Source organism: Asticcacaulis machinosus, assembly GCF_028550435.1.
GTDB lineage: Bacteria > Pseudomonadota > Alphaproteobacteria > Caulobacterales > Caulobacteraceae > Asticcacaulis > Asticcacaulis machinosus.
Genome location: NZ_JAQQKV010000004.1, coordinates 103,632 through 120,909, shown reverse-complemented (window position 1 = coordinate 120,909; position 17,278 = coordinate 103,632). Strand labels below are relative to the sequence as shown.

The window sequence follows — 17,278 nt, the reverse complement described above, 5'->3', positions numbered from 1 at the left end:
ATCACAACAGGCTATAATCACTGGAAACCACAGGAGGCCGCTCATGAAAATCAGCGTTCCTAAAGAGATCAAGAACCACGAATACCGTGTGGGCTTAGTGCCGGATTCGGTGGCCGAGCTTACCCATAATGGCCATGAGGTCTATGTGGAAACGCAAGCCGGCGCGGCCATAGGCTTTTCGGATGAAGATTATGTGGCCGCCGGTGCGATCATGGTCGCCACCGCCGAAGAGGCCTTCGCCGCCGGTGACCTGATCGTCAAGGTCAAGGAACCGCAACTGCATGAATGTGCGCGTTTAAGGCCCGATCAGACCCTGTTCACCTATCTGCATCTGGCCGCCGATAAGCCTCAAGCCGAAGCCCTGATGGCGTCAGGGGCGACCTGCATCGCCTATGAGACGGTGACCGAACCGCAAGGGGGCTTGCCCCTGCTGCGCCCCATGTCCGAAGTGGCGGGGCGGCTGTCGGTTCAGGTCGGGGCCGTTTATCTGCATAAGGCTTTCGGTGGGCGTGGCGTGCTGTTGGGTGGCGTGCCAGGGGTGGCACCGGGTAAGGTGGTCATTATCGGCGGCGGAGTTTCCGGCCTCAATGCCGCCCAGATGGCGATCGGGCTTCATGCCGATGTCACTGTGCTTGATATCTCAGCCCATAAGCTGATTGAGATTGACCAGACCTATCAGGGCCGGATCAAAACCGCCTATGCCTCTAAGGCGGCCATTGCTGCCGCCGTCAGAGATGCTGACCTCGTCATCGGAGCTGTGCTGATTCCCGGTGCCGCCGCCCCTAAGCTGGTTACCCGCGATATGGTCAAGTCCATGAAAGCCGGTGCGGTCATGGTCGATATCGCCATTGATCAGGGCGGCTGCTTTGAAACCTCACACCCGACCTCCCATCAGGACCCGATCTATATCGACGAAGGCGTCGTCCATTACTGCGTCACCAATATGCCGGGAGCGGTGGCGCGCACATCGGCTCTGGCTTTGAATAACGCCACCCTGCCCTTTGTGCTGAAGATGGTGCGCCAAGGTGTCGCAGGGGCCTTGACCCACGATCCGCATCTGCGCGCAGGCCTTAATATAAAAGGCGGAAAGATCACCCATAAGGCCGTGGCCGAAGCCTTAAATCTTGACTATAGCGGACTTGAAACCCTGACCTGAAGCCCCATATCAGGTTTACGGGTGATGCGACTGTTCTTCCCCCTTGCAGTCTCCGCCCTCGCGTAGAGCGCCCAGCGCGCCCTACCCCAAAGGACGCTCGAACCGCCCCCCGTTCGAGCGTCCTTTTTCTTTGACCAGATATCGGGTGCATTTTACGGCTAATCAACCGGTTGATTTTCATCTATAGTCAGATCTCAGACTAACCATGAGAGCGAAGCCGCCACATGACAGGAAGCGCCACTACGACACGCCAAAAGCCCGTAAGCCGTCCGGCACCCGGTCGCACCCACATCCGCCAGATCAAGGCGGATGAGCTTTATATCGTGCAGTCTCTGGCCCAGAGGATATGGCCCAACAGCTATGACGGGGTAATAGCGCCGCACCAGATCGACGCCATGCTGGCGCAAATCTATGCGCTCGATACGCTTGAGCAGGACATGGACGTTCTGGGGCATGTGTTCTGGATCATCAGCTACGCCCTGCCCGGTGAACCACCGGTCGATACAGGCTTTGCCTCGGCCTATAAGGACGGCGGGGCACTGTGGATCAAAAAGCTCTATATCCTGCCGGAATATCAGGGACTGGGGCTGGGCAAGGCCCTGATGCACAACGCGCTGGAGCATTTCGCGCCCGCAACCCACCTGTCGCTCTATGTCAATAAGGGCAACGCAAAGGCCATCGACTATTACAAATATAACGGCCTTCAGGTGATTACCGAAGTGCCGGTGCGCATGGGCCCGTTCGACTTTACCGACTATATTATGACCAAGGCGTTGTAGCCCCTGCCACCTCCCCCAGTAAACTGGGGGAGTATCAATCCGTAATTATACTCCCCCGGCGTGCCGGGGGAGGTGGCAGCCCATAGGGCTGACGGAGGGGGGCCAACACATACGAATAAGTAACCGATTTATTCGGCTTTTGCTTCTTCCAGATACTCAGCCGCCTTGGCCTTTTCCTGCGGGGTGAGTTCAGCCTCCAGCGCCTTAGCCCGTGCAGCAGCAGTCTGATCGCCATCCTTGGCCAGACGCGTGAATTCGACATAGGCTCGCAATCTGTTTTTCTCTGTCCCCACGCCCGTAGCCAGCATATCGGCGGCCTTAAAGCGCGCCACACTGTGATCCTTAAAACCGGCCTTTTGGTACCAGCCAAAAGCCTCAGCCTCATTGCGAGCCACACCTTCACCGCGCATTAGCTTTTCGGCCAGAATGAACTGGGCACCGGCATGCCCCTGCTCAGCCGCCAGACGATACCAGCGGGCAGCCTCAGCCTTATCGACCGGTACTGAAAAACCATATTCATAGATTTCGGCCATGCGCACCTGCGCCGACAGTTTACCGCGCTGCGCCGCCTTGCGCTCAACCTCGATCGGATCGGGATAGGCTTTCACACCCCAGTTGTCATAGGCGACATAGCCAAAACCCGCCAGAACCAGTGCTATGGGCACCAGATAGGCCCAGATTTTCCATCCCGGTGTCGTGCGTTTATTCATTTCCAAATTGCCACAAGTTTCTGTCACGCAGATGAGCTATGAGATTAACCTCTTTTGCAACTCTTTAAAATGACGTATCAACACCCACATACCCAATAATCGGCCTGATGCCGGTTATTGAAATTTGAGCATTCGAGGGAGCTCCTGATATGCAATTCGCAGCTAAACTGGGCCAATCTAAACTGGGTAAGCGTATCGCGGCCTTTGCCGCACTGGCCGCCGCCGCTGTCACCTTATCCGCCTGCGGATTCAACACCATTCCGACCAAGCAGGAAGCCACCAAGGCTAAGTGGGCCGACGTGCAGTCGCAGTATCAGCGCCGCGCCGACCTGATCCCCAATCTGGTCTCGACGGTTCAGGGTGCCGCCATTCAGGAGCGCACGACGCTTACCGAAGTGGTCGAAGCCCGCGCCAAGGCGACCTCGGTCAATGTTGATGCGTCCACCATCACTGATCCGGCCAAGTTCCAGCAGTTCCAGCAGGCTCAGGACGGCCTGTCGTCCGCGCTGGGCCGCCTGATGGTCGTGGTTGAGCGCTATCCGGACCTGAAATCGAACCAGAACTTCCTGGCCCTGCAATCGCAACTGGAAGGCACGGAAAACCGAATCAACATTGCCCGCAACGATTACAATGAATCGGCGCGCGACTTTAACACCAGCCTTCGCACCTTCCCGACGATCGTGTGGGCCAAGACCGTCTATGGCGGCGAAAAGCCGTTTGAGTACTTCCAGGCTTCTGCAGGCGCCCAAAACGCACCGACGGTCAATTTCGATGGCTTAAAGCCGGCGGAACCGGCACCTGCGGCCGCACCGGCTGCGGCTCAATAAACCGGCCTTAAAAACTTAAACTTAGGCCGCATCCCATGATAGCTACTTTACCCGTCCATAAGGCACGATCATGGGGTGCGGCATTACTGCTGGCCCTGATGGCGCTGGTGTTCACCAGCGCCGCCTTTGCAGAACCTACCTTCCCAAAACTGAGCGGTCGCGTCGTCGATCAGGCAAACCTGCTGACGCCGGAGGTTGAGGCCGAGCTGACGCAAAAACTGGCGACGCTGGAGCAGACCACTTCCGATCAGGTTGTGGTTGTCACAGTGAATGACCTCGAAGGCTATGATATCGCCGAATACGGCTATAAGCTGGGCCGCACCTGGGGCATCGGCCAGTCGGCGGAAAACGCGGTCGGCACCGATATCACCCAGAAAAACAACGGTGTTTTGCTGATTGTCGCGCCCAATGAGCGTAAGGTGCGCATCGAAGTCGGCTATGGCCTTGAGCCCGTCATTACGGACGCTTTGTCGTCACTCATCATTCAAACCCGTATCCTGCCGCAGTTTCGCGAAAACAACTATCCGGGCGGGATTGTCGCCGGCACCGATGCCCTCATTGAGCAGCTATCGCTTGATCGCGGCGTCGCCATCGACCGCGCCAAGCAGGCCGCGCAGCAACAGCCGCAGGAAAAAGAAATTCCGCGCTGGGTCATCATCCTGATCTTTATCCTGATCGTCATGTTCTCGCGCGGCTGGCTGCCGTTCTTCCTGCTCAGTGGTCTGGGCGGCGGCGGGGGTGGCTGGTCAGGCGGCGGCGGAGGCGGCTTCGGCGGCGGTGGTTTTGGCGGGGGCGGCGGCGGCTTCGGCGGCGGCGGCTCATCGGGCAGTTGGTAGGATCAGATCATGGCACTTAAAATCGATCACAGCCGCATCAATGCCGCCATCTCAAAGGCCGAGGAAACGACGTCGGGTGAGATCACCTGCGTCATCAAATCAAAGCCGCTGGATTACCCCGAAACCCCGCTGATGTGGGCGACGGCCGCCGCCCTGATCGGGCCGGTGATCATGGCGCTGATGGGCGTATGGCCGCAGGACTGGCTGGTTCATATCCTCCCTAGCGCCGCCATTGAGTGGCAGGCTGCCCACGGCCAGCAGGAGTTTTATAACCGGCTGGAAACCATCGGGCTTTACGGTCTGGTGCAGGTCATTCTGTTCGCCATAGTTTACGGCTTGGTGAGCATCCCCAAGGTGCGCCTGGCCCTGACACCGGGTAGCATCAAGCGCAAACGCGCCCACAAAAAGGCGATGGAGCAGTTCATGGCCCGCGGTCTGCACCTGACCAAGGCCCGCACCGGCGTGATGATTTTCTGCGCTTTAGAGGAACATTTTGTCGATGTCATCGCCGATGAGGGCATCTATTCAAAAGTCGATCACAAGGTCTGGGATGAAACGGTCGCGGCCCTAATCAGCCATATCAAACGCGATGATCTGACCGGCGGGTTCGAGGCCGCGGTCATCAAAAGCGGCGAAGTTCTAAGCGCGCACTTCCCGCCCGATGCGGTCAATCTCAACGAACTGCCGGATGTGCTGATCGAGATTTGATTTTAGAACTCCCCCTCTTGGAGGGGGGGCTTTTATGCAGGCTGAGCCTGCATAAAAGAGGGGGTAAAATTATGCTGCGCGACATTTCCTTCTCCCCGTTTTTTACGGGGAGAAGGTGGCTTGGCATCCTTGATGACAGGCCGGATGAGGGGCAAAAACCCATACGCAGCGTGCTCGTAGCATCCTTAGGCCCCTCACCCCACCCTCTCCCCGCCTGCGGGGAGAGGGGAAGCAGGCTGATCTTTCATATGTGATTGCTGTAAACGCCCCCTTGCCTTCCCCCCCATGCAGCGTTAAACACGCGCCCTTTTCAAAGTCCACGGTGCGCCATGACCTCCCGTCCCTATTGCGGTATCGATTTCGGCACGTCCAACTCGGCGGTGTGCGCGGGATTTGGCGATCGTCTCGAACTGGTGCCGGTCGAAGGCACATCCGTGACCTTACCGTCGGCGCTGTTTTTCAATTTTGAAACCGAAGAAACCGCCTTTGGCCGGGCGGCCATCGGTGAATATCTGGAGCACTATGAAGGCCGCCTGATGCGCGCGCTGAAATCGGTTCTGGGCAGCCGCCTGATCGGCGAAACGACTCAGATCGGCGCGGGGCGCAAGGATTTTCGCGCCATTATCGGGCTCTATATCAAACACCTGAAAGCCAAAGCCGAAGCCCATACGGGTGCGGCTATCGAAGATGTCGTGCTGGGCCGGCCCGTCCATTTCGTCGACGAAGACCCGGAGGCCGACGCCCGCGCCGAAGCCGAACTGCGCGGCATTGCGGAGGCGCAAGGCTTTAAAAACATCAGCTTTGAGTATGAACCTCTGGCCGCCGCGCGCGATTATGAAAGCCGTCTGACGCGCGATGAGGTCGTGCTGGTTGTCGATATCGGCGGGGGCACCTCCGACTTTTCGGTGATCAAGCTGTCGCCCAATGCTAAGCGCGGCGATGATCGGGCAAACAGCATTCTGGCTAATTCAGGCGTTCACATCGGCGGTACGGATTTCGATACGCGCCTGAGTCTGAATACCGCCATGCGTGAGATGGGGTTCCGGTCACAGATGAAAAGCGGGCTGGATATGCCGGGGCTTTATTATCACCAACTGGCGACCTGGCACCTGATCAACTTTCTCTATACGCAAAAGAACATCGCCGGTATCCGGCAACTGCATTTTCAGGCCGCGCAACCCGAACTCACCCAACGTCTGGTCGATACGGTTGATAAGCAACTGGGCCACCATGTCGCCAACCGCATTGAAGGCGCCAAGATCGCTTTGTCGGATCAGGAGGCAACCACGGTTGACCTCAGCGCCGTTGATGCGGATTGGCTGATGGACATCGACCGCGACACCCTCAAAGCCGCGACCGAGCGTGAAGTCGGTCGGATTGTGGATACGGCGGTGGCCTGCGTGAACGAAAAAGCAGGGCTTGAGATTGATGCCATCCACACCCTGTTTATGACCGGCGGATCGACCGCCATGCCGGGCTTTGAGGACGCCATGCGCGCCGCGTTTCCGGCCGCCACTATTAACTACGGCGACCGCTTTTCTTCGGTGGCGTCTGGTTTGGGTCTGGCCGCGAAAGAGCGGTATACCTGATTTATACTCCCCCAACGCGTTGGGGGAGGTGGATTTTTGCATCAGCAAAAAGACGGAGGGGGGGCCTGGCTACGGCTTGAAAGCCCCCCTCCGACGCTTCGCGCCACCTCCCCCGGCACGCCGGGGGAGTATAATAAAGGCATTATTCGCTAGGAGCGTGGATCAGTTATTATAATTGAAATTATTCAAGGGCATTCTGGTAGCCATCAACCGGAATCCACATCTTGACCGAAGCCTCACTTAAAACCAACAGCTACAAAATCAGGCTGGAAAATCTCAATGATTTCTTTCAGGTGTGGATAAAGACAAAATACGCCCAAAATATCTGGCGAAAATTCTGGATCGGTTCGGTGGTTCTTATTGCCACCATGATGTTTTTTACAGTCCCAATGTTAAGCACGATCACCGCTGATGCCCCCGATATTCCGGGATTTGCACCGGCTGTTACCACGTTCATGATAATATTTGTAAGCTTGGTGTGCTGCCTGTTCACTGCGATCTTCTTATTTGTGCTATCCCCACTCATCAACTACCTGACACAACTGATGATATTTATCATCAGCCCGGTCTCAAGACGTGAAAATCAGGTTGAGATTACAGCATCAAAATTTTCTAAATCCTCTGGCCATAAACATTCTGAAACAGAATGGGCGAACATTTATGACGTTTCAGAAACCTGCAAAACCATACTGATATTCGCGAATAAAAACTGCGCCATCATAATTCCTAAAAGCGCCTTTGATTCCAGTGAAGACGCGGATACTTTTTCCAAGACCTCATCCAAACACTGGTTACTAGCCAAAGATATTACATTCTAAACATCAGGAAATTCGCCATTTCCCCCTTGCATTCCGCGCGCCCGCACTGTATCAGCACGATAACACATTAACACACTGATACAGACATGCCCGCCTCCTCCGATGATGACATTCTGGTTCGTGCCATCCTGAGCCTTCAGACCGAGGCGGAGGTGAAGGCGTTTCTGGACGACCTGTGCACGCCGTCGGAACTGCGCGCCTTTGCCGAGCGGTTCAAGGTCGCGCGCCTGCTGGACGAAGGGCAGTCATCCTACCGCGAAATCTCCGAAAAGACGGGGGCTTCGACCACCACCGTTACCCGCGTGGCGCGTTTCCTGCGCGACATGCCTCATCAAGGTTACCGGCGTGTGCTGGACCGTTTGAAAACGCCACCCTCCCCCTGATATCAGGGGGAGATGTCACGCAGTGACAGAGGGGGGTTAACCACTCTGTCTATATAACCCCACCCGGCGCTACGCGCCACCCTCCCCTGATATCAGGGGAGGTTTTGAGAAGTAGAGCCTAATGTCTGAACCCCGCCTTCGCATTGCTGTCCAAAAGTCCGGTCGTCTGGCTGACCGTTCGCTGGAGCTGATTTCAGGTGCCGGCCTGCGCGTCATGAAGGGCGCCAATGAGTTGCTTTACCGGATCGAGAACCAGCCGATCGACCTGCTGCGCGTGCGTGACGATGATATCCCGACCTTTGTGGCCGATGGTGTCGCAGAACTAGGGATCGTTGGCTACAATGTTCTGGCCGAACACTTCCCCGACGCTGACCTTGAGGCCATGATTGTGCAGCGGCTCGGTTTTGGGTCGTGTACGCTTAAAGTCGCCGTGCCGAACGAAGCCGATTACACCGGCCCGCAGTGGTTGGAAGGCAAGCGTATCGCCACCTCCTATCCCAATGTGCTGGGCGCGTGGCTCAAAACCCACGGCATTACGGCGGAGATTGTCGAAATGCGCGGCGCGGTCGAAGTGGCCCCCCGCATGAAGATCGCCCACGCCATCTGTGACCTTGTGTCCACGGGCGCTACACTGGAGGCCAACGGCATGAAGGCGACCGATCTGGTGCTGAAATCCGAGGCCGTGCTGATCAAGGCCCCCCATGCTCCGGCCCCGGAACTGGCCCACACCTATGACATGCTGCTGCGGCGTTTCGATGGTGTGACGGCCTCGACCGGCGCCAAGTACGTCATGATGAATGCCCCGCGCACCCATCTGGATGAGATCATCAACCTGATCCCCGGTGCTGATGCGCCGACGATCATGCAACTGGCCGGCCGCGAAGACACGGTCGCCGTTCATGCGGTCTGTCAGGAAAATGTGTTCTGGGACACGCTGGATAAGCTTAAAACGGCGGGAGCTTCGGCGATCCTGGTCCTGCCGATCGAGAAAATGATGAAGTAATTTTAAGCAAGATACCCCACCACCAAAGCGCAAGAGCGCTTCGGTCCCCCTCCCCGACAAGTCGGGGAGGTATAAGACATCATCTTGTACCTCCCCAGTTTACTGGGGAGGGGGACCGCACGAGACGCGAAGCGGTGAGATGTGGTGGTTGGGTTTCTGGCTTTCTTTGGGTAAAACGATGAAAACCTTTGTCTGGAAAAATCTGAACGCCGCAGAGCGCAAAGCCGCCCTCGCCCGCCCCGCCAACCGGCGCGATCCGCGCGTGCTGGAGACCGTGCGCACGATCTTCGATGATGTGGAATCGCGCGGGTTCGCCGCCGTGAGCGACTGGGCGATCAAGCTGGATGGCCATGCCCCTAAGCGGATCGACCTGACCGCCGCCACCGTCGATGCCGCCCGTGCCGCGCTTTCCCGTGAAGACCTTGCGGCGATGGAACTGGCGGTCGAAAACGTGCGCGCCTTTCAGGAAGCCGAATTGCCGAGCGACGGCCCCGTCATCGCACCCAAAGCCGGCCTTTCCCTGCAACGGGTGTATCGCCCCATTACCACCGCCGGGCTCTATATTCCGGGCGGATTGGCACCTTTGTTTTCAACCCTGATCATGACGGCGGTACCGGCATTGGTGGCCAAAGTCCCCAACCGCGTCGCCATCACCCCGCCCGCCAAGGATGGCTCCCTGCATCCGATGATGATCGCCACCGCCGCCGCCTCTGGCCTCGACAGTTTGTGGTCGGTCGGCGGTGCGCACGGCATTGCGGCCTTGGCGACCGGTGCACTGGACGGCGTACCTGCCGCCGATAAGCTATTCGGGCCGGGCAATAAATACGTCACCGAAGCCAAGCGTCAGGCGACCGAGCGCGTCTCCGGCATCGCCATCGACATGCCCGCAGGCCCTTCGGAACTGCTGGTGATTGCCGACAAAACCGCTCATGTAAAGCTGGTGGCCGCCGACCTGCTTAGTCAGGCCGAACACGATTCAGACGCGCAAGTTGTGCTGGTCTCGCTCGATGCCGATATCGCCGCCGCCATTGCCGCCGAGGTCGAAGCGCAAGTGTCCCGCCTGCCGCGTGAAACCATCGCCCGCGCTTCGCTGGAACAGGCCCGCCTGTTTATAGTCGATGATCTTGCGGCCGCAGCCGAGGTTTCCAACCTCTATGGCCCCGAACATCTGGCGATTCAGGTCGAAAACGTCGACGCTATTATTCCGAAACTGACCGCCGCAGGCACGATTTTCGCGGGCACATACGCCGCCGAAACCTTTGGTGACTATGCCGCAGGGCCCAGCCATGTCCTGCCGACCGATGGCGCCGCCAAAGCCTATGACGGCATTACGGTACGCTCATACCTTACTAGTTTTGTGGTACAACGCGCCACCAAAGCCGGGGCCGCCGCCATTGCCCCCGCCGCCGCCCGCCTCGCTCGTCTTGAGGGCTTAGAGGCTCATGCGCTGGCCGCAGACTTTAGATTAGAGGTTTAGGCATGTGGGTTTCCCCCCTCCGTCTGACCTTCGGTCATCCACCTCCCCCGGCACGCCGGGGGAGTGTAAAAATATACCTCCCCAGTTTACTGGGGAGGGGGACCACGCGGGCAACCGCGTGGTGGTGGGAGCCCTTAAATGGACGCCTCCAAGTAAAGGAAAACTGATCAATGTTCGCGTCACCGTTTTCATCCCTGACCGCCGCCACGTCCGGCCTCGAAGGCTCCCCCCCGTCGCTGGAGCCGCTGCGGGAACGCATGGCCGAGCTTTACGGCGTTGAGCCCTATCAGCTTCTGGTCACCCGCGGCGCGTCCCACGCCATGGAAATCCTGCTGCGGCGCTTACGGTTGCATGGCCATGAAACCATCCTGGCTGACACGGGCTTGAGCGAGAAATCCTATTATCTCGAAAGCCTGTGCAATGTTTACGGCCTGCAGATCAAGTCGCCGCCGTCAAACGCGCTGGGGGCCAAAAGTGCGGGCCTTTACCTGATCGACAATCCGCGCCTGCCCGACGGCAAGGCCTGGAGCCTTGAAGCCGCCCGCACTCTGGCGGTCGATATTTTCCCGACGCTTTTGGTGGTGGATGAAAGCTATTTCGATGCCGTCGATGCCCAAAGCTTAGTCGAACTGACGCGGACGGAGACCAATGTCATCGTCTTCAAAAGCCTGTCCTATCTCTACGGTATCGGCGGGGCGCGGGTCGGCGCGCTGATCGCCGGGGCCAAGACTTTGGCGGGCCTGACGCGATACTGTGAGCCCTATCCGCTGCCAACACCATCGCTTAAGGCCGCCGAACTGGTGCTGTCGCCGTCGCGGCAGATCAATGTCGAAGCGCGTATTGCTCTGGTGCGGTCTGAGCAATCGCGCCTGCGTCACAAGCTGGCCGAGAGCAAGGCTCTGGCCCATTTTGAGCTGAACGACGGGCCGTTTATTCACCTGAAACCGATGGATCTGATCCGCACCCAAACGGCTTTGAAGCGCTTTGGTATCAGTGCGCGCAATGCCTATGACGGCCTGCTGTTGCCGATGGGCGACGCCGCGTTCAATGACCGGATTTTGACGGCGCTGGGCGTGACCTCCGACGCCAAGCCCGCCCGCAAAGGGGAATATCTGCGCGATACCAAGGAAACGCGCATTTCGGTGATGGTCGATCTCGATAACCCCAAGCCGATCAGCATATCCACCGGCGTCGGCTTCTTTGATCATATGCTCGATCAGGTGGCGTCACACGGCGGGTTCTCGCTGCAGGTGGCGTGCGAAGGCGATCTGCATATCGACGCCCACCACACGGTCGAAGACACCATGCTGGCGGTCGGCACCGCGTTAAAACAGGCGCTGGGCGACCGCATCGGCATGGCCCGCTTTGGCTTTGTCCTGCCGATGGATGAGACCGAAGCCAAGGTCAGTGTTGATCTGGGCGGGCGGCCATTCTGCGTCTTCAAAGGTGAATTCGAGGCCACCCACATCGGTGATTATCAGACCGAAATGACAGCCCATGCGTTTCGGTCATTGTCGGAAACGCTGGGGGCCTCGATCCATGTCGAAGTCTCCGGCGGCAATGATCACCATAAGACCGAGGCCTGTTTCAAGGCGCTGGGCCGGGCCCTTCGTCAGGCGACCCGCATTGAGGGTGACAGCCTGCCATCAACGAAAGGTATGCTCGCATGAGCAAAGTCGTTGTTGTTGAACTAGGCTGTGCGAACACAGCGTCCGTCCTGTTTGCGCTGGAGCGGCTGGGAGCGGAGGCTGTGCTGTCGTCGGACACGGCTGAAATCGCCGCGGCCCCTAAGCTGGTTTTGCCCGGCGTCGGAGCCGCGGGCTTTGCCATGTCTCAGATGCGTGAGCTTGGGTTGGTGGACGTACTGCGCAATTTTGAGCGTCCGCTGTTGGGGGTGTGTCTGGGGCAGCAACTGCTGTTTGAGGGCTCCGACGAAGGCGATGTTGAATGTCTGGGCCTGATTCCGGGTAAGGTCACCAAAATGATCGTGCCTGAAAATTATGTCGTTCCGCATATGGGTTGGAACACACTGGAACCGCTTAAGACAGATCCGCTTAATGACGGTGTTAATGCCGGTGATTATGCCTATTTCGTCCATAGTTTTGTGTGCCCGGTCAATGACTACACCCTGACCCAATCGACCTATGGCGCGGCGTTTGCGGCTATGGTTCGCAAAGGCAATGTCTGGGGTTGTCAGTTCCACCCGGAGCGGTCTTCAGCCACCGGTGCGAAGATTTTGGAGAATTTTTTGAAGATTTGACCAAGAACTCCCCCTGCGGGGCCGCCCGCGCGGTGCAGAGGGAGCCTGATGGTGATGTCTGCATCAACATCAGGAGGGGGTAACACCCCACGACCTGCTTACCCCCTCCGGCCTTTCAGGCCACCTCCCCCTGCAACAGGGGGAGGTCTTAAAACCGAGTTTTAACATGATCCTCTACCCCGCTATCGACCTGATTAACGGTGCCTGTGTCCGTCTGGCCCAGGGCAAGTTCGATCAGGTAACTCTTTATGATCCCGACCCGTTCAAGCGCCTGTCGCTGTTCAACGATGAGGCTGCCCAATGGGTGCATATTGTCGACCTTGATGGCGCCAAGGCCGGCTCGCCGCAGCAGCACGAACTGATAGGACGACTGGCCAAGGCCTCAAAAGCCAGGATCCAGACCGGCGGCGGCGTGCGCTCACGCGAACACGTCAAAACCCTGCTCGATGCCGGCGTGGCAGCGGTGGTGGTCGGATCGGCGGCGGTCAAGAACCCCGAAGAGGTTCGCGGCTGGCTGAAAGACTTCGGCAAGGAGCGCATTACGCTCGCTTTGGATGTCCTACCGACCAAAGATGGTGACTTCGATGCGGCGTTGCATGGCTGGGTCGAAGGGTCGGGTATTTCGTTGTGGGATGTGCTGGATTATTATCCGGTCGGAGTAGCCCAGCGGATTCTGGTTACCGATGTGTCGCGCGACGGCATGTTGATGGGACCGAATATGGACCTAATGCGTGCTTTGCGTCAGAAACGCCCCGATCTTGAGATTCAGGCCTCCGGCGGAGTGAAATCCATCGACGACCTCTATGATCTCAAGGCGCTGGGGGTACACGGCGCGATTGTGGGCAAGGCGATCTATGAGGGTCTGATCGACCTTAAAGCCGCACTCAATGTTGGGTAATTCTTATATCTCCTCTCCTGTAGCGAAGCGTACGGGGGAGGTGTCGAGCAAGCAAAGCGCGTCGAGACGGAGGGGGCAAACCTCACATGGAACGCCCCCTCCGTCGCGGACTTCGCGCGCACGCGAGCGCCGCGCCACCTCCCCCGCGTCGCAGGGGAGGAGAAAGAAATTGGAAACGCTATGTTAGCCAGACGCATCATCCCCTGTCTCGACGTCAAGGACGGCAAGGTCGTCAAGGGCGTGCAGTTTGTCGGCCACGAAGTTCTGGGCGATGCGGTCGATATGGCCCTGCGCTATCGCGACGAAGGCGCCGATGAACTGGTGCTGTATGACATCACCGCCTCTGCCGAAGGCCGAACGGTCGATTACAACTGGGTTCGTGACATTGCCCGCGCGCTTGATATTCCGTTTTGTGTGGCCGGTGGCATCCGCTCGGCCGAGCAAGCCGTGAAATGCCTGAACAGCGGCGCTGATAAGGTGTCGATCAACTCTCCCGCCCTGGAACGGCCCGACCTGATCAACGAACTGGCCGAAATGGCCGGGTCGCAGTGCGTGGTCGTCGGCGTGGACAGCCGTGAACTGGATGGCGACTATTACGTGCATCAGTACAGCGGCGATCCGGACAAGATCCGTGCGGCGGGCCGTCGAACCCTCGACTGGGTAGTCGAAGCCCAAAACCGCGGGGCCGGTGAAATTGTGCTCAACTGCATGAATCAGGATGGCGTCCGTAAAGGTTATGACCTGAAACAACTGCGGCTGGTGCGCGACCTGATCGATATTCCGCTCGTGGCCTCAGGCGGGGCTGGCGCGGTCGAACATTTCAGCGATGTGTTCGACCAGTGCGACGTTTCGGGCGCTTTGGCGGCGTCGGTGTTTCACAAAAAGATCATCCACATCCCTGACCTGAAACGAGACCTGCAAAGTGCCGGAATCGCGGTACGGATTTAAGAAAGATACCCCACCACCCCGCCAGCAAGCTGGCGCGGTACCCCTCCCCAGTAAACTGGGGAGGTATAAAAGTAGCTCCATTTTACCTCCCCATCTTGATGGGGAGGGGGACCGCACGAGATCGCGTAGCGATTGAGATGTGGTGGTGGGGGCTCTTAGTTTAGAAAAGACATACCTATGGCCCACGACCACAAACTGAACACCTCGCTCACCCTCACCGATATCGACGCGCTCGATTTCGATAAAGGCAACGGCCTGATCCCCGCGATCGTGCAGCACGCCGATACGCTGCAAGTCCTGATGCTCGGCTATATGGACAAAGCGGCCCTGACCGAGACGTTGACTGACGGTCAGGTGACGTTTTTCTCGCGCTCCAAAGGCGGGCGCTGGCGCAAGGGTGAAACGTCAGGGGATTTCCTGAACCTTGACCGCATACTGACCGACTGCGACGAAGATGCGCTCTTGGTCTATGCCCGTCCGGTCGGGCCGACCTGTCATTTCAAGACGACCTCGTGCTTTGGGGATGAAACCGCCCCCGGCATCGGCTTTATGGGCCAACTGGCGGGTGTGGTGGCCGATCGCGCCGAGGCCTCACCGGCGGATTCCTACACCGCCCGGCTGATGCAAAAGGGCGTGGCCAAGATCGCGCAAAAGGTCGGTGAAGAAGGCCTGGAAACCGCGCTGGCCGGTCGCTGCGGCGATCTTGAGGAACTGCACGCCGAAGCCGCCGACCTGCTGTATCACCTGTCGGTGCTTTTAATGGCGCGCGATACCTCGCTGGAAAAGGTGCTGGACATCCTTCGCGAACGGCATAGATAGTGAGGTAATTTAACACTTAAGTGAGAGCAGATAATGTATGGCCACAGCCAAAACCTGATATGCCTAACACATCAGGGGCGCATGAATCGTCAGCCGTACTTTTTCTACCTGATCTACGCGAACGCGATTCATAGCCTAGGTCAATGGCTGGCTGAGATGGCAGCCAATTTCCACCCGTACTTAGGGATTTTTGCACTTGCCTTTTGGGCATTGCTTTCGATTTTGCTGCTATGGTCCATATTTAATGCCACGGCCCAACGGCTTCACGACCTTAATTTTCCAGCCTTCCCTGCAGGCGCGGTGCTTCTGCTTTTACCGATTACAATTGCCCAAAATATGCCGGTGATATCCAGCATACCTTACGGCAACCAGATAATGGCAACGATAAACTACTCTCCTATTGTTATCATACTCAGCCTTTTTGTTTTGTGTCTGATACCCGGAACAAAAGGCCCCAACAAATATGGCTCAGACCCGTTGCGCGAAGACGATCAGATCAGAGAGACATTTAGTTAAGCCGGAAAAAGTACACTGAGGCGAAAGCCGAAGGACTTTTTCCGGAAGTCAATTCACCGGACAGCTAAACCACTGATATTCCACTGCCATGGTCGTGCGGCCGCGCCGGGTCAGCACCCACCCCTTGGCCTCAGACGGTGCGTTGGGCATTTGAGAACAACCGGGCAAGGTAATCGGGCGACTGTTATAGCTGGACTTACGGTCGGCCTCATAACGGCTGCCGTCATAGAGCTTGACCTTGGCCATGTCATAGCTGACCGGCCCGCCACTAAACAGATAATCACGGTCTCTGGCCGGGCGGTTGAGCACCACCACATCCAGCGCCTGATGATTATAGGTTTCCATATAGGCGACCACCTCATCGAAGCAGATGTTCGACAGCATGGTCAGGTCTTTCGGGCAGCCCGGCTTGAACTGCGCCACAGGGCGCTCATCGCCATAAGCCTCATAGGTCGCAAAGGGCGATGGTGCGGGCGGTGCGCCGCACTGGGCCAGCACCTCTTCCTGCACATAAAGTTGACCGTCATGACGTACAACGCGGTAAGTCGTGTCCTTTATGGGCGTACAGCCGGGAATAGCCTGAAGGTTTGAATGGGCAAACCAGCGGTCATCGGCCTCAAGTTTTTGTTTGGGGCCCTTGCCTTTGCGTTTCAGTACCCACTGATCTATGTCCTTATCAGTCAGGGCCGCCCCCTCTTCGATCCGGCGCTCAGACGCGATCAGATCCAGTTCCTTAAGCTCTGCGTTCCCCGCAAAAGCCGCCACCGCGGCTGTGGCGCAGTAATCACCGTCCACGCGCTGATCCTTGGGGCAATCGCCGTCCTTGATCGCCAGATAGCGCCGCTCACCTTTCAGGAAGCGCTTTTCCGTTGTGACCCACAACGGCCCGCTCAGGTTCGGGACCTGCCCCACCGCCGGTTCCTGAGCCGGAAGCGAGGCCCCCTGCGCCATATAACCGCCGTAAGTGCGCTTGGGCGCGCCACCGCATACGACAGTCAGCATTTCCTGCGCGACCGAGACGGTCCCGCGCCGGTCCATGCGATAAAACACGTCTTCGTCCGGCAGGCTGAAACAGTCTTTAGGGGCGCGCACGGCTGAGGTCTGAAGGTCGATCTTGGTGACGTTGAATTTTGCGCCCTGCTTGGTCACATCAAACAGGGCGAAGTCGTAACCATAGGTGCCGCGCACCACTTCACCATCCAGCGCCGGGCGAAACAGGCCGACCACGGTGGCCGACGCTTCGCCTGTCTGGCGCAGGCGGGCAAAAACCGGATCGAAACAGGGGGCAGAGACCCACGGCCTGCCCTCAGCGGAACACTCGGCGGCGGGTTGCGCGACCAGACGTGCCGCGCCCAGCACCATTTTGATTTGACCATATTGTGGGGGACTAACCAGACGGGCATTGCCGTAGGGCTGGGCTATGGCCGTACCCGTGGCCGCAATCAGCAGCGTCATAAGACCTGCGGTAAACTGAACCCTACGCTTCACCCTGCACCCCACCAAATTATCAGGCTATTTTTCGTAGCATAGGGGACGGATGACGGCGCTGTC

Annotated in this window: 18 protein-coding genes; 16 read left to right on the top strand and 2 right to left on the bottom strand. The window is 58.1% G+C overall.

All coding sequences use genetic code 11. The features are described 5' to 3' along the window. Positions 1-43: 43 nt before the first annotated feature. The gene (ald, locus tag PQU98_RS15835; protein WP_272745936.1) at positions 44-1,156 is read left to right on the top strand and encodes an alanine dehydrogenase; all 1,113 of its coding nucleotides are present in this window, start codon (positions 44-46) and stop codon (positions 1,154-1,156) included. A 224-nt stretch (positions 1,157-1,380) separates the two neighbouring features. Continuing rightward, positions 1,381-1,935: a GNAT family N-acetyltransferase gene (locus PQU98_RS15830; RefSeq protein WP_272745935.1), complete on the top strand. Its 555-nt coding sequence runs from the start codon at positions 1,381-1,383 to the stop codon at positions 1,933-1,935. A gap of 128 nt (positions 1,936-2,063) precedes the next feature. Here the strand turns inward: PQU98_RS15830 and PQU98_RS15825 are convergent, their stop codons facing one another. Beyond that, complete coding sequence (locus PQU98_RS15825) at positions 2,064-2,645, bottom strand: hypothetical protein (protein WP_272745934.1); 582 nt, start codon at positions 2,643-2,645, stop codon at positions 2,064-2,066. 149 nt (positions 2,646-2,794) lie between these two features. Here PQU98_RS15825 and PQU98_RS15820 point away from each other — a divergent pair, with 149 nt between their 5' ends. The 14 genes from PQU98_RS15820 to PQU98_RS15755 all read left to right on the top strand — a co-directional run bounded on the left by PQU98_RS15820 (position 2,795) and on the right by PQU98_RS15755 (position 15,727). Then, complete coding sequence (locus tag PQU98_RS15820; RefSeq protein WP_272745933.1) at positions 2,795-3,472, top strand: LemA family protein; 678 nt, start codon at positions 2,795-2,797, stop codon at positions 3,470-3,472. A 35-nt stretch (positions 3,473-3,507) separates the two neighbouring features. Continuing rightward, on the top strand, positions 3,508-4,308 hold the full coding sequence (locus tag PQU98_RS15815) for a TPM domain-containing protein (protein WP_272745932.1): 801 nt from the start codon (positions 3,508-3,510) through the stop codon (positions 4,306-4,308). Positions 4,309-4,317: 9 nt separating this feature from the next. Continuing rightward, a complete protein-coding gene (locus PQU98_RS15810) occupies positions 4,318-5,016 on the top strand; it encodes a TPM domain-containing protein (protein ID WP_272745931.1) in 699 nt (232 codons plus the stop codon). Positions 5,017-5,345: 329 nt separating this feature from the next. Next, positions 5,346-6,605 carry an Hsp70 family protein gene (locus PQU98_RS15805; protein ID WP_272745930.1) on the top strand — a complete coding sequence of 420 codons (1,260 nt, stop codon included), beginning with the start codon at positions 5,346-5,348 and terminating at the stop codon, positions 6,603-6,605. Between the two features lie 224 nt (positions 6,606-6,829). Next, a complete protein-coding gene (locus PQU98_RS15800) occupies positions 6,830-7,423 on the top strand; it encodes a YcxB family protein (protein WP_272745929.1) in 594 nt (197 codons plus the stop codon). Between the two features lie 86 nt (positions 7,424-7,509). Then, the gene (locus PQU98_RS15795) at positions 7,510-7,806 is read left to right on the top strand and encodes a YerC/YecD family TrpR-related protein (RefSeq protein ID WP_272745928.1); all 297 of its coding nucleotides are present in this window, start codon (positions 7,510-7,512) and stop codon (positions 7,804-7,806) included. Between the two features lie 121 nt (positions 7,807-7,927). Then, positions 7,928-8,809 (top strand): ATP phosphoribosyltransferase, encoded by an 882-nt coding sequence (hisG, locus tag PQU98_RS15790; RefSeq protein WP_272745927.1) that lies wholly within the window; start codon positions 7,928-7,930, stop codon positions 8,807-8,809. A 178-nt stretch (positions 8,810-8,987) separates the two neighbouring features. Beyond that, positions 8,988-10,286, top strand: a complete 1,299-nt coding sequence (hisD, locus tag PQU98_RS15785; RefSeq protein ID WP_272745926.1) for a histidinol dehydrogenase — start codon at positions 8,988-8,990, stop codon at positions 10,284-10,286. A gap of 170 nt (positions 10,287-10,456) precedes the next feature. Next, positions 10,457-11,956, top strand: coding sequence for an imidazoleglycerol-phosphate dehydratase HisB (gene hisB / locus PQU98_RS15780; protein ID WP_272745925.1), 1,500 nt, complete (start codon positions 10,457-10,459; stop codon positions 11,954-11,956). Beyond that, the gene (gene hisH, locus PQU98_RS15775) at positions 11,953-12,546 is read left to right on the top strand and encodes an imidazole glycerol phosphate synthase subunit HisH (protein ID WP_272745924.1); all 594 of its coding nucleotides are present in this window, start codon (positions 11,953-11,955) and stop codon (positions 12,544-12,546) included. Before hisB ends, hisH begins: the two co-directional genes overlap by 4 nt. A gap of 166 nt (positions 12,547-12,712) precedes the next feature. Further along, a complete protein-coding gene (hisA, locus tag PQU98_RS15770; protein WP_272745923.1) occupies positions 12,713-13,444 on the top strand; it encodes a 1-(5-phosphoribosyl)-5-[(5-phosphoribosylamino)methylideneamino]imidazole-4-carboxamide isomerase in 732 nt (243 codons plus the stop codon). Between the two features lie 180 nt (positions 13,445-13,624). After that, the gene (hisF, locus tag PQU98_RS15765) at positions 13,625-14,392 is read left to right on the top strand and encodes an imidazole glycerol phosphate synthase subunit HisF (RefSeq protein ID WP_272745922.1); all 768 of its coding nucleotides are present in this window, start codon (positions 13,625-13,627) and stop codon (positions 14,390-14,392) included. Positions 14,393-14,569: 177 nt separating this feature from the next. Further along, on the top strand, positions 14,570-15,211 hold the full coding sequence (hisIE, locus tag PQU98_RS15760; protein ID WP_272745921.1) for a bifunctional phosphoribosyl-AMP cyclohydrolase/phosphoribosyl-ATP diphosphatase HisIE: 642 nt from the start codon (positions 14,570-14,572) through the stop codon (positions 15,209-15,211). A 33-nt stretch (positions 15,212-15,244) separates the two neighbouring features. Then, positions 15,245-15,727, top strand: coding sequence for a DUF805 domain-containing protein (locus tag PQU98_RS15755; RefSeq protein ID WP_272745920.1), 483 nt, complete (start codon positions 15,245-15,247; stop codon positions 15,725-15,727). A gap of 48 nt (positions 15,728-15,775) precedes the next feature. Here PQU98_RS15755 and PQU98_RS15750 read toward each other — a convergent pair whose 3' ends face one another. After that, positions 15,776-17,215, bottom strand: a complete 1,440-nt coding sequence (locus PQU98_RS15750; protein WP_272745919.1) for a hypothetical protein — start codon at positions 17,213-17,215, stop codon at positions 15,776-15,778. Between the last annotated feature and the right edge of the window lie 63 nt (positions 17,216-17,278).

Coding starts and splice junctions, on each gene's coding strand:
- ald (WP_272745936.1), top strand. CDS start 44: ATGAAAATCAGCGTTCCTAAAGAGATCAAGAACCACGAATACCGTGTG.
- hisB (WP_272745925.1), top strand. CDS start 10,457: ATGTTCGCGTCACCGTTTTCATCCCTGACCGCCGCCACGTCCGGCCTC.
- PQU98_RS15805 (WP_272745930.1), top strand. CDS start 5,346: ATGACCTCCCGTCCCTATTGCGGTATCGATTTCGGCACGTCCAACTCG.
- PQU98_RS15825 (WP_272745934.1), bottom strand. CDS start 2,645: ATGAATAAACGCACGACACCGGGATGGAAAATCTGGGCCTATCTGGTG.
- PQU98_RS15795 (WP_272745928.1), top strand. CDS start 7,510: ATGCCCGCCTCCTCCGATGATGACATTCTGGTTCGTGCCATCCTGAGC.
- hisA (WP_272745923.1), top strand. CDS start 12,713: ATGATCCTCTACCCCGCTATCGACCTGATTAACGGTGCCTGTGTCCGT.
- PQU98_RS15755 (WP_272745920.1), top strand. CDS start 15,245: ATGTATGGCCACAGCCAAAACCTGATATGCCTAACACATCAGGGGCGC.
- PQU98_RS15810 (WP_272745931.1), top strand. CDS start 4,318: ATGGCACTTAAAATCGATCACAGCCGCATCAATGCCGCCATCTCAAAG.
- hisIE (WP_272745921.1), top strand. CDS start 14,570: ATGGCCCACGACCACAAACTGAACACCTCGCTCACCCTCACCGATATC.
- PQU98_RS15820 (WP_272745933.1), top strand. CDS start 2,795: ATGCAATTCGCAGCTAAACTGGGCCAATCTAAACTGGGTAAGCGTATC.
- hisG (WP_272745927.1), top strand. CDS start 7,928: ATGTCTGAACCCCGCCTTCGCATTGCTGTCCAAAAGTCCGGTCGTCTG.
- hisH (WP_272745924.1), top strand. CDS start 11,953: ATGAGCAAAGTCGTTGTTGTTGAACTAGGCTGTGCGAACACAGCGTCC.
- PQU98_RS15815 (WP_272745932.1), top strand. CDS start 3,508: ATGATAGCTACTTTACCCGTCCATAAGGCACGATCATGGGGTGCGGCA.
- hisF (WP_272745922.1), top strand. CDS start 13,625: ATGTTAGCCAGACGCATCATCCCCTGTCTCGACGTCAAGGACGGCAAG.
- PQU98_RS15830 (WP_272745935.1), top strand. CDS start 1,381: ATGACAGGAAGCGCCACTACGACACGCCAAAAGCCCGTAAGCCGTCCG.
- hisD (WP_272745926.1), top strand. CDS start 8,988: ATGAAAACCTTTGTCTGGAAAAATCTGAACGCCGCAGAGCGCAAAGCC.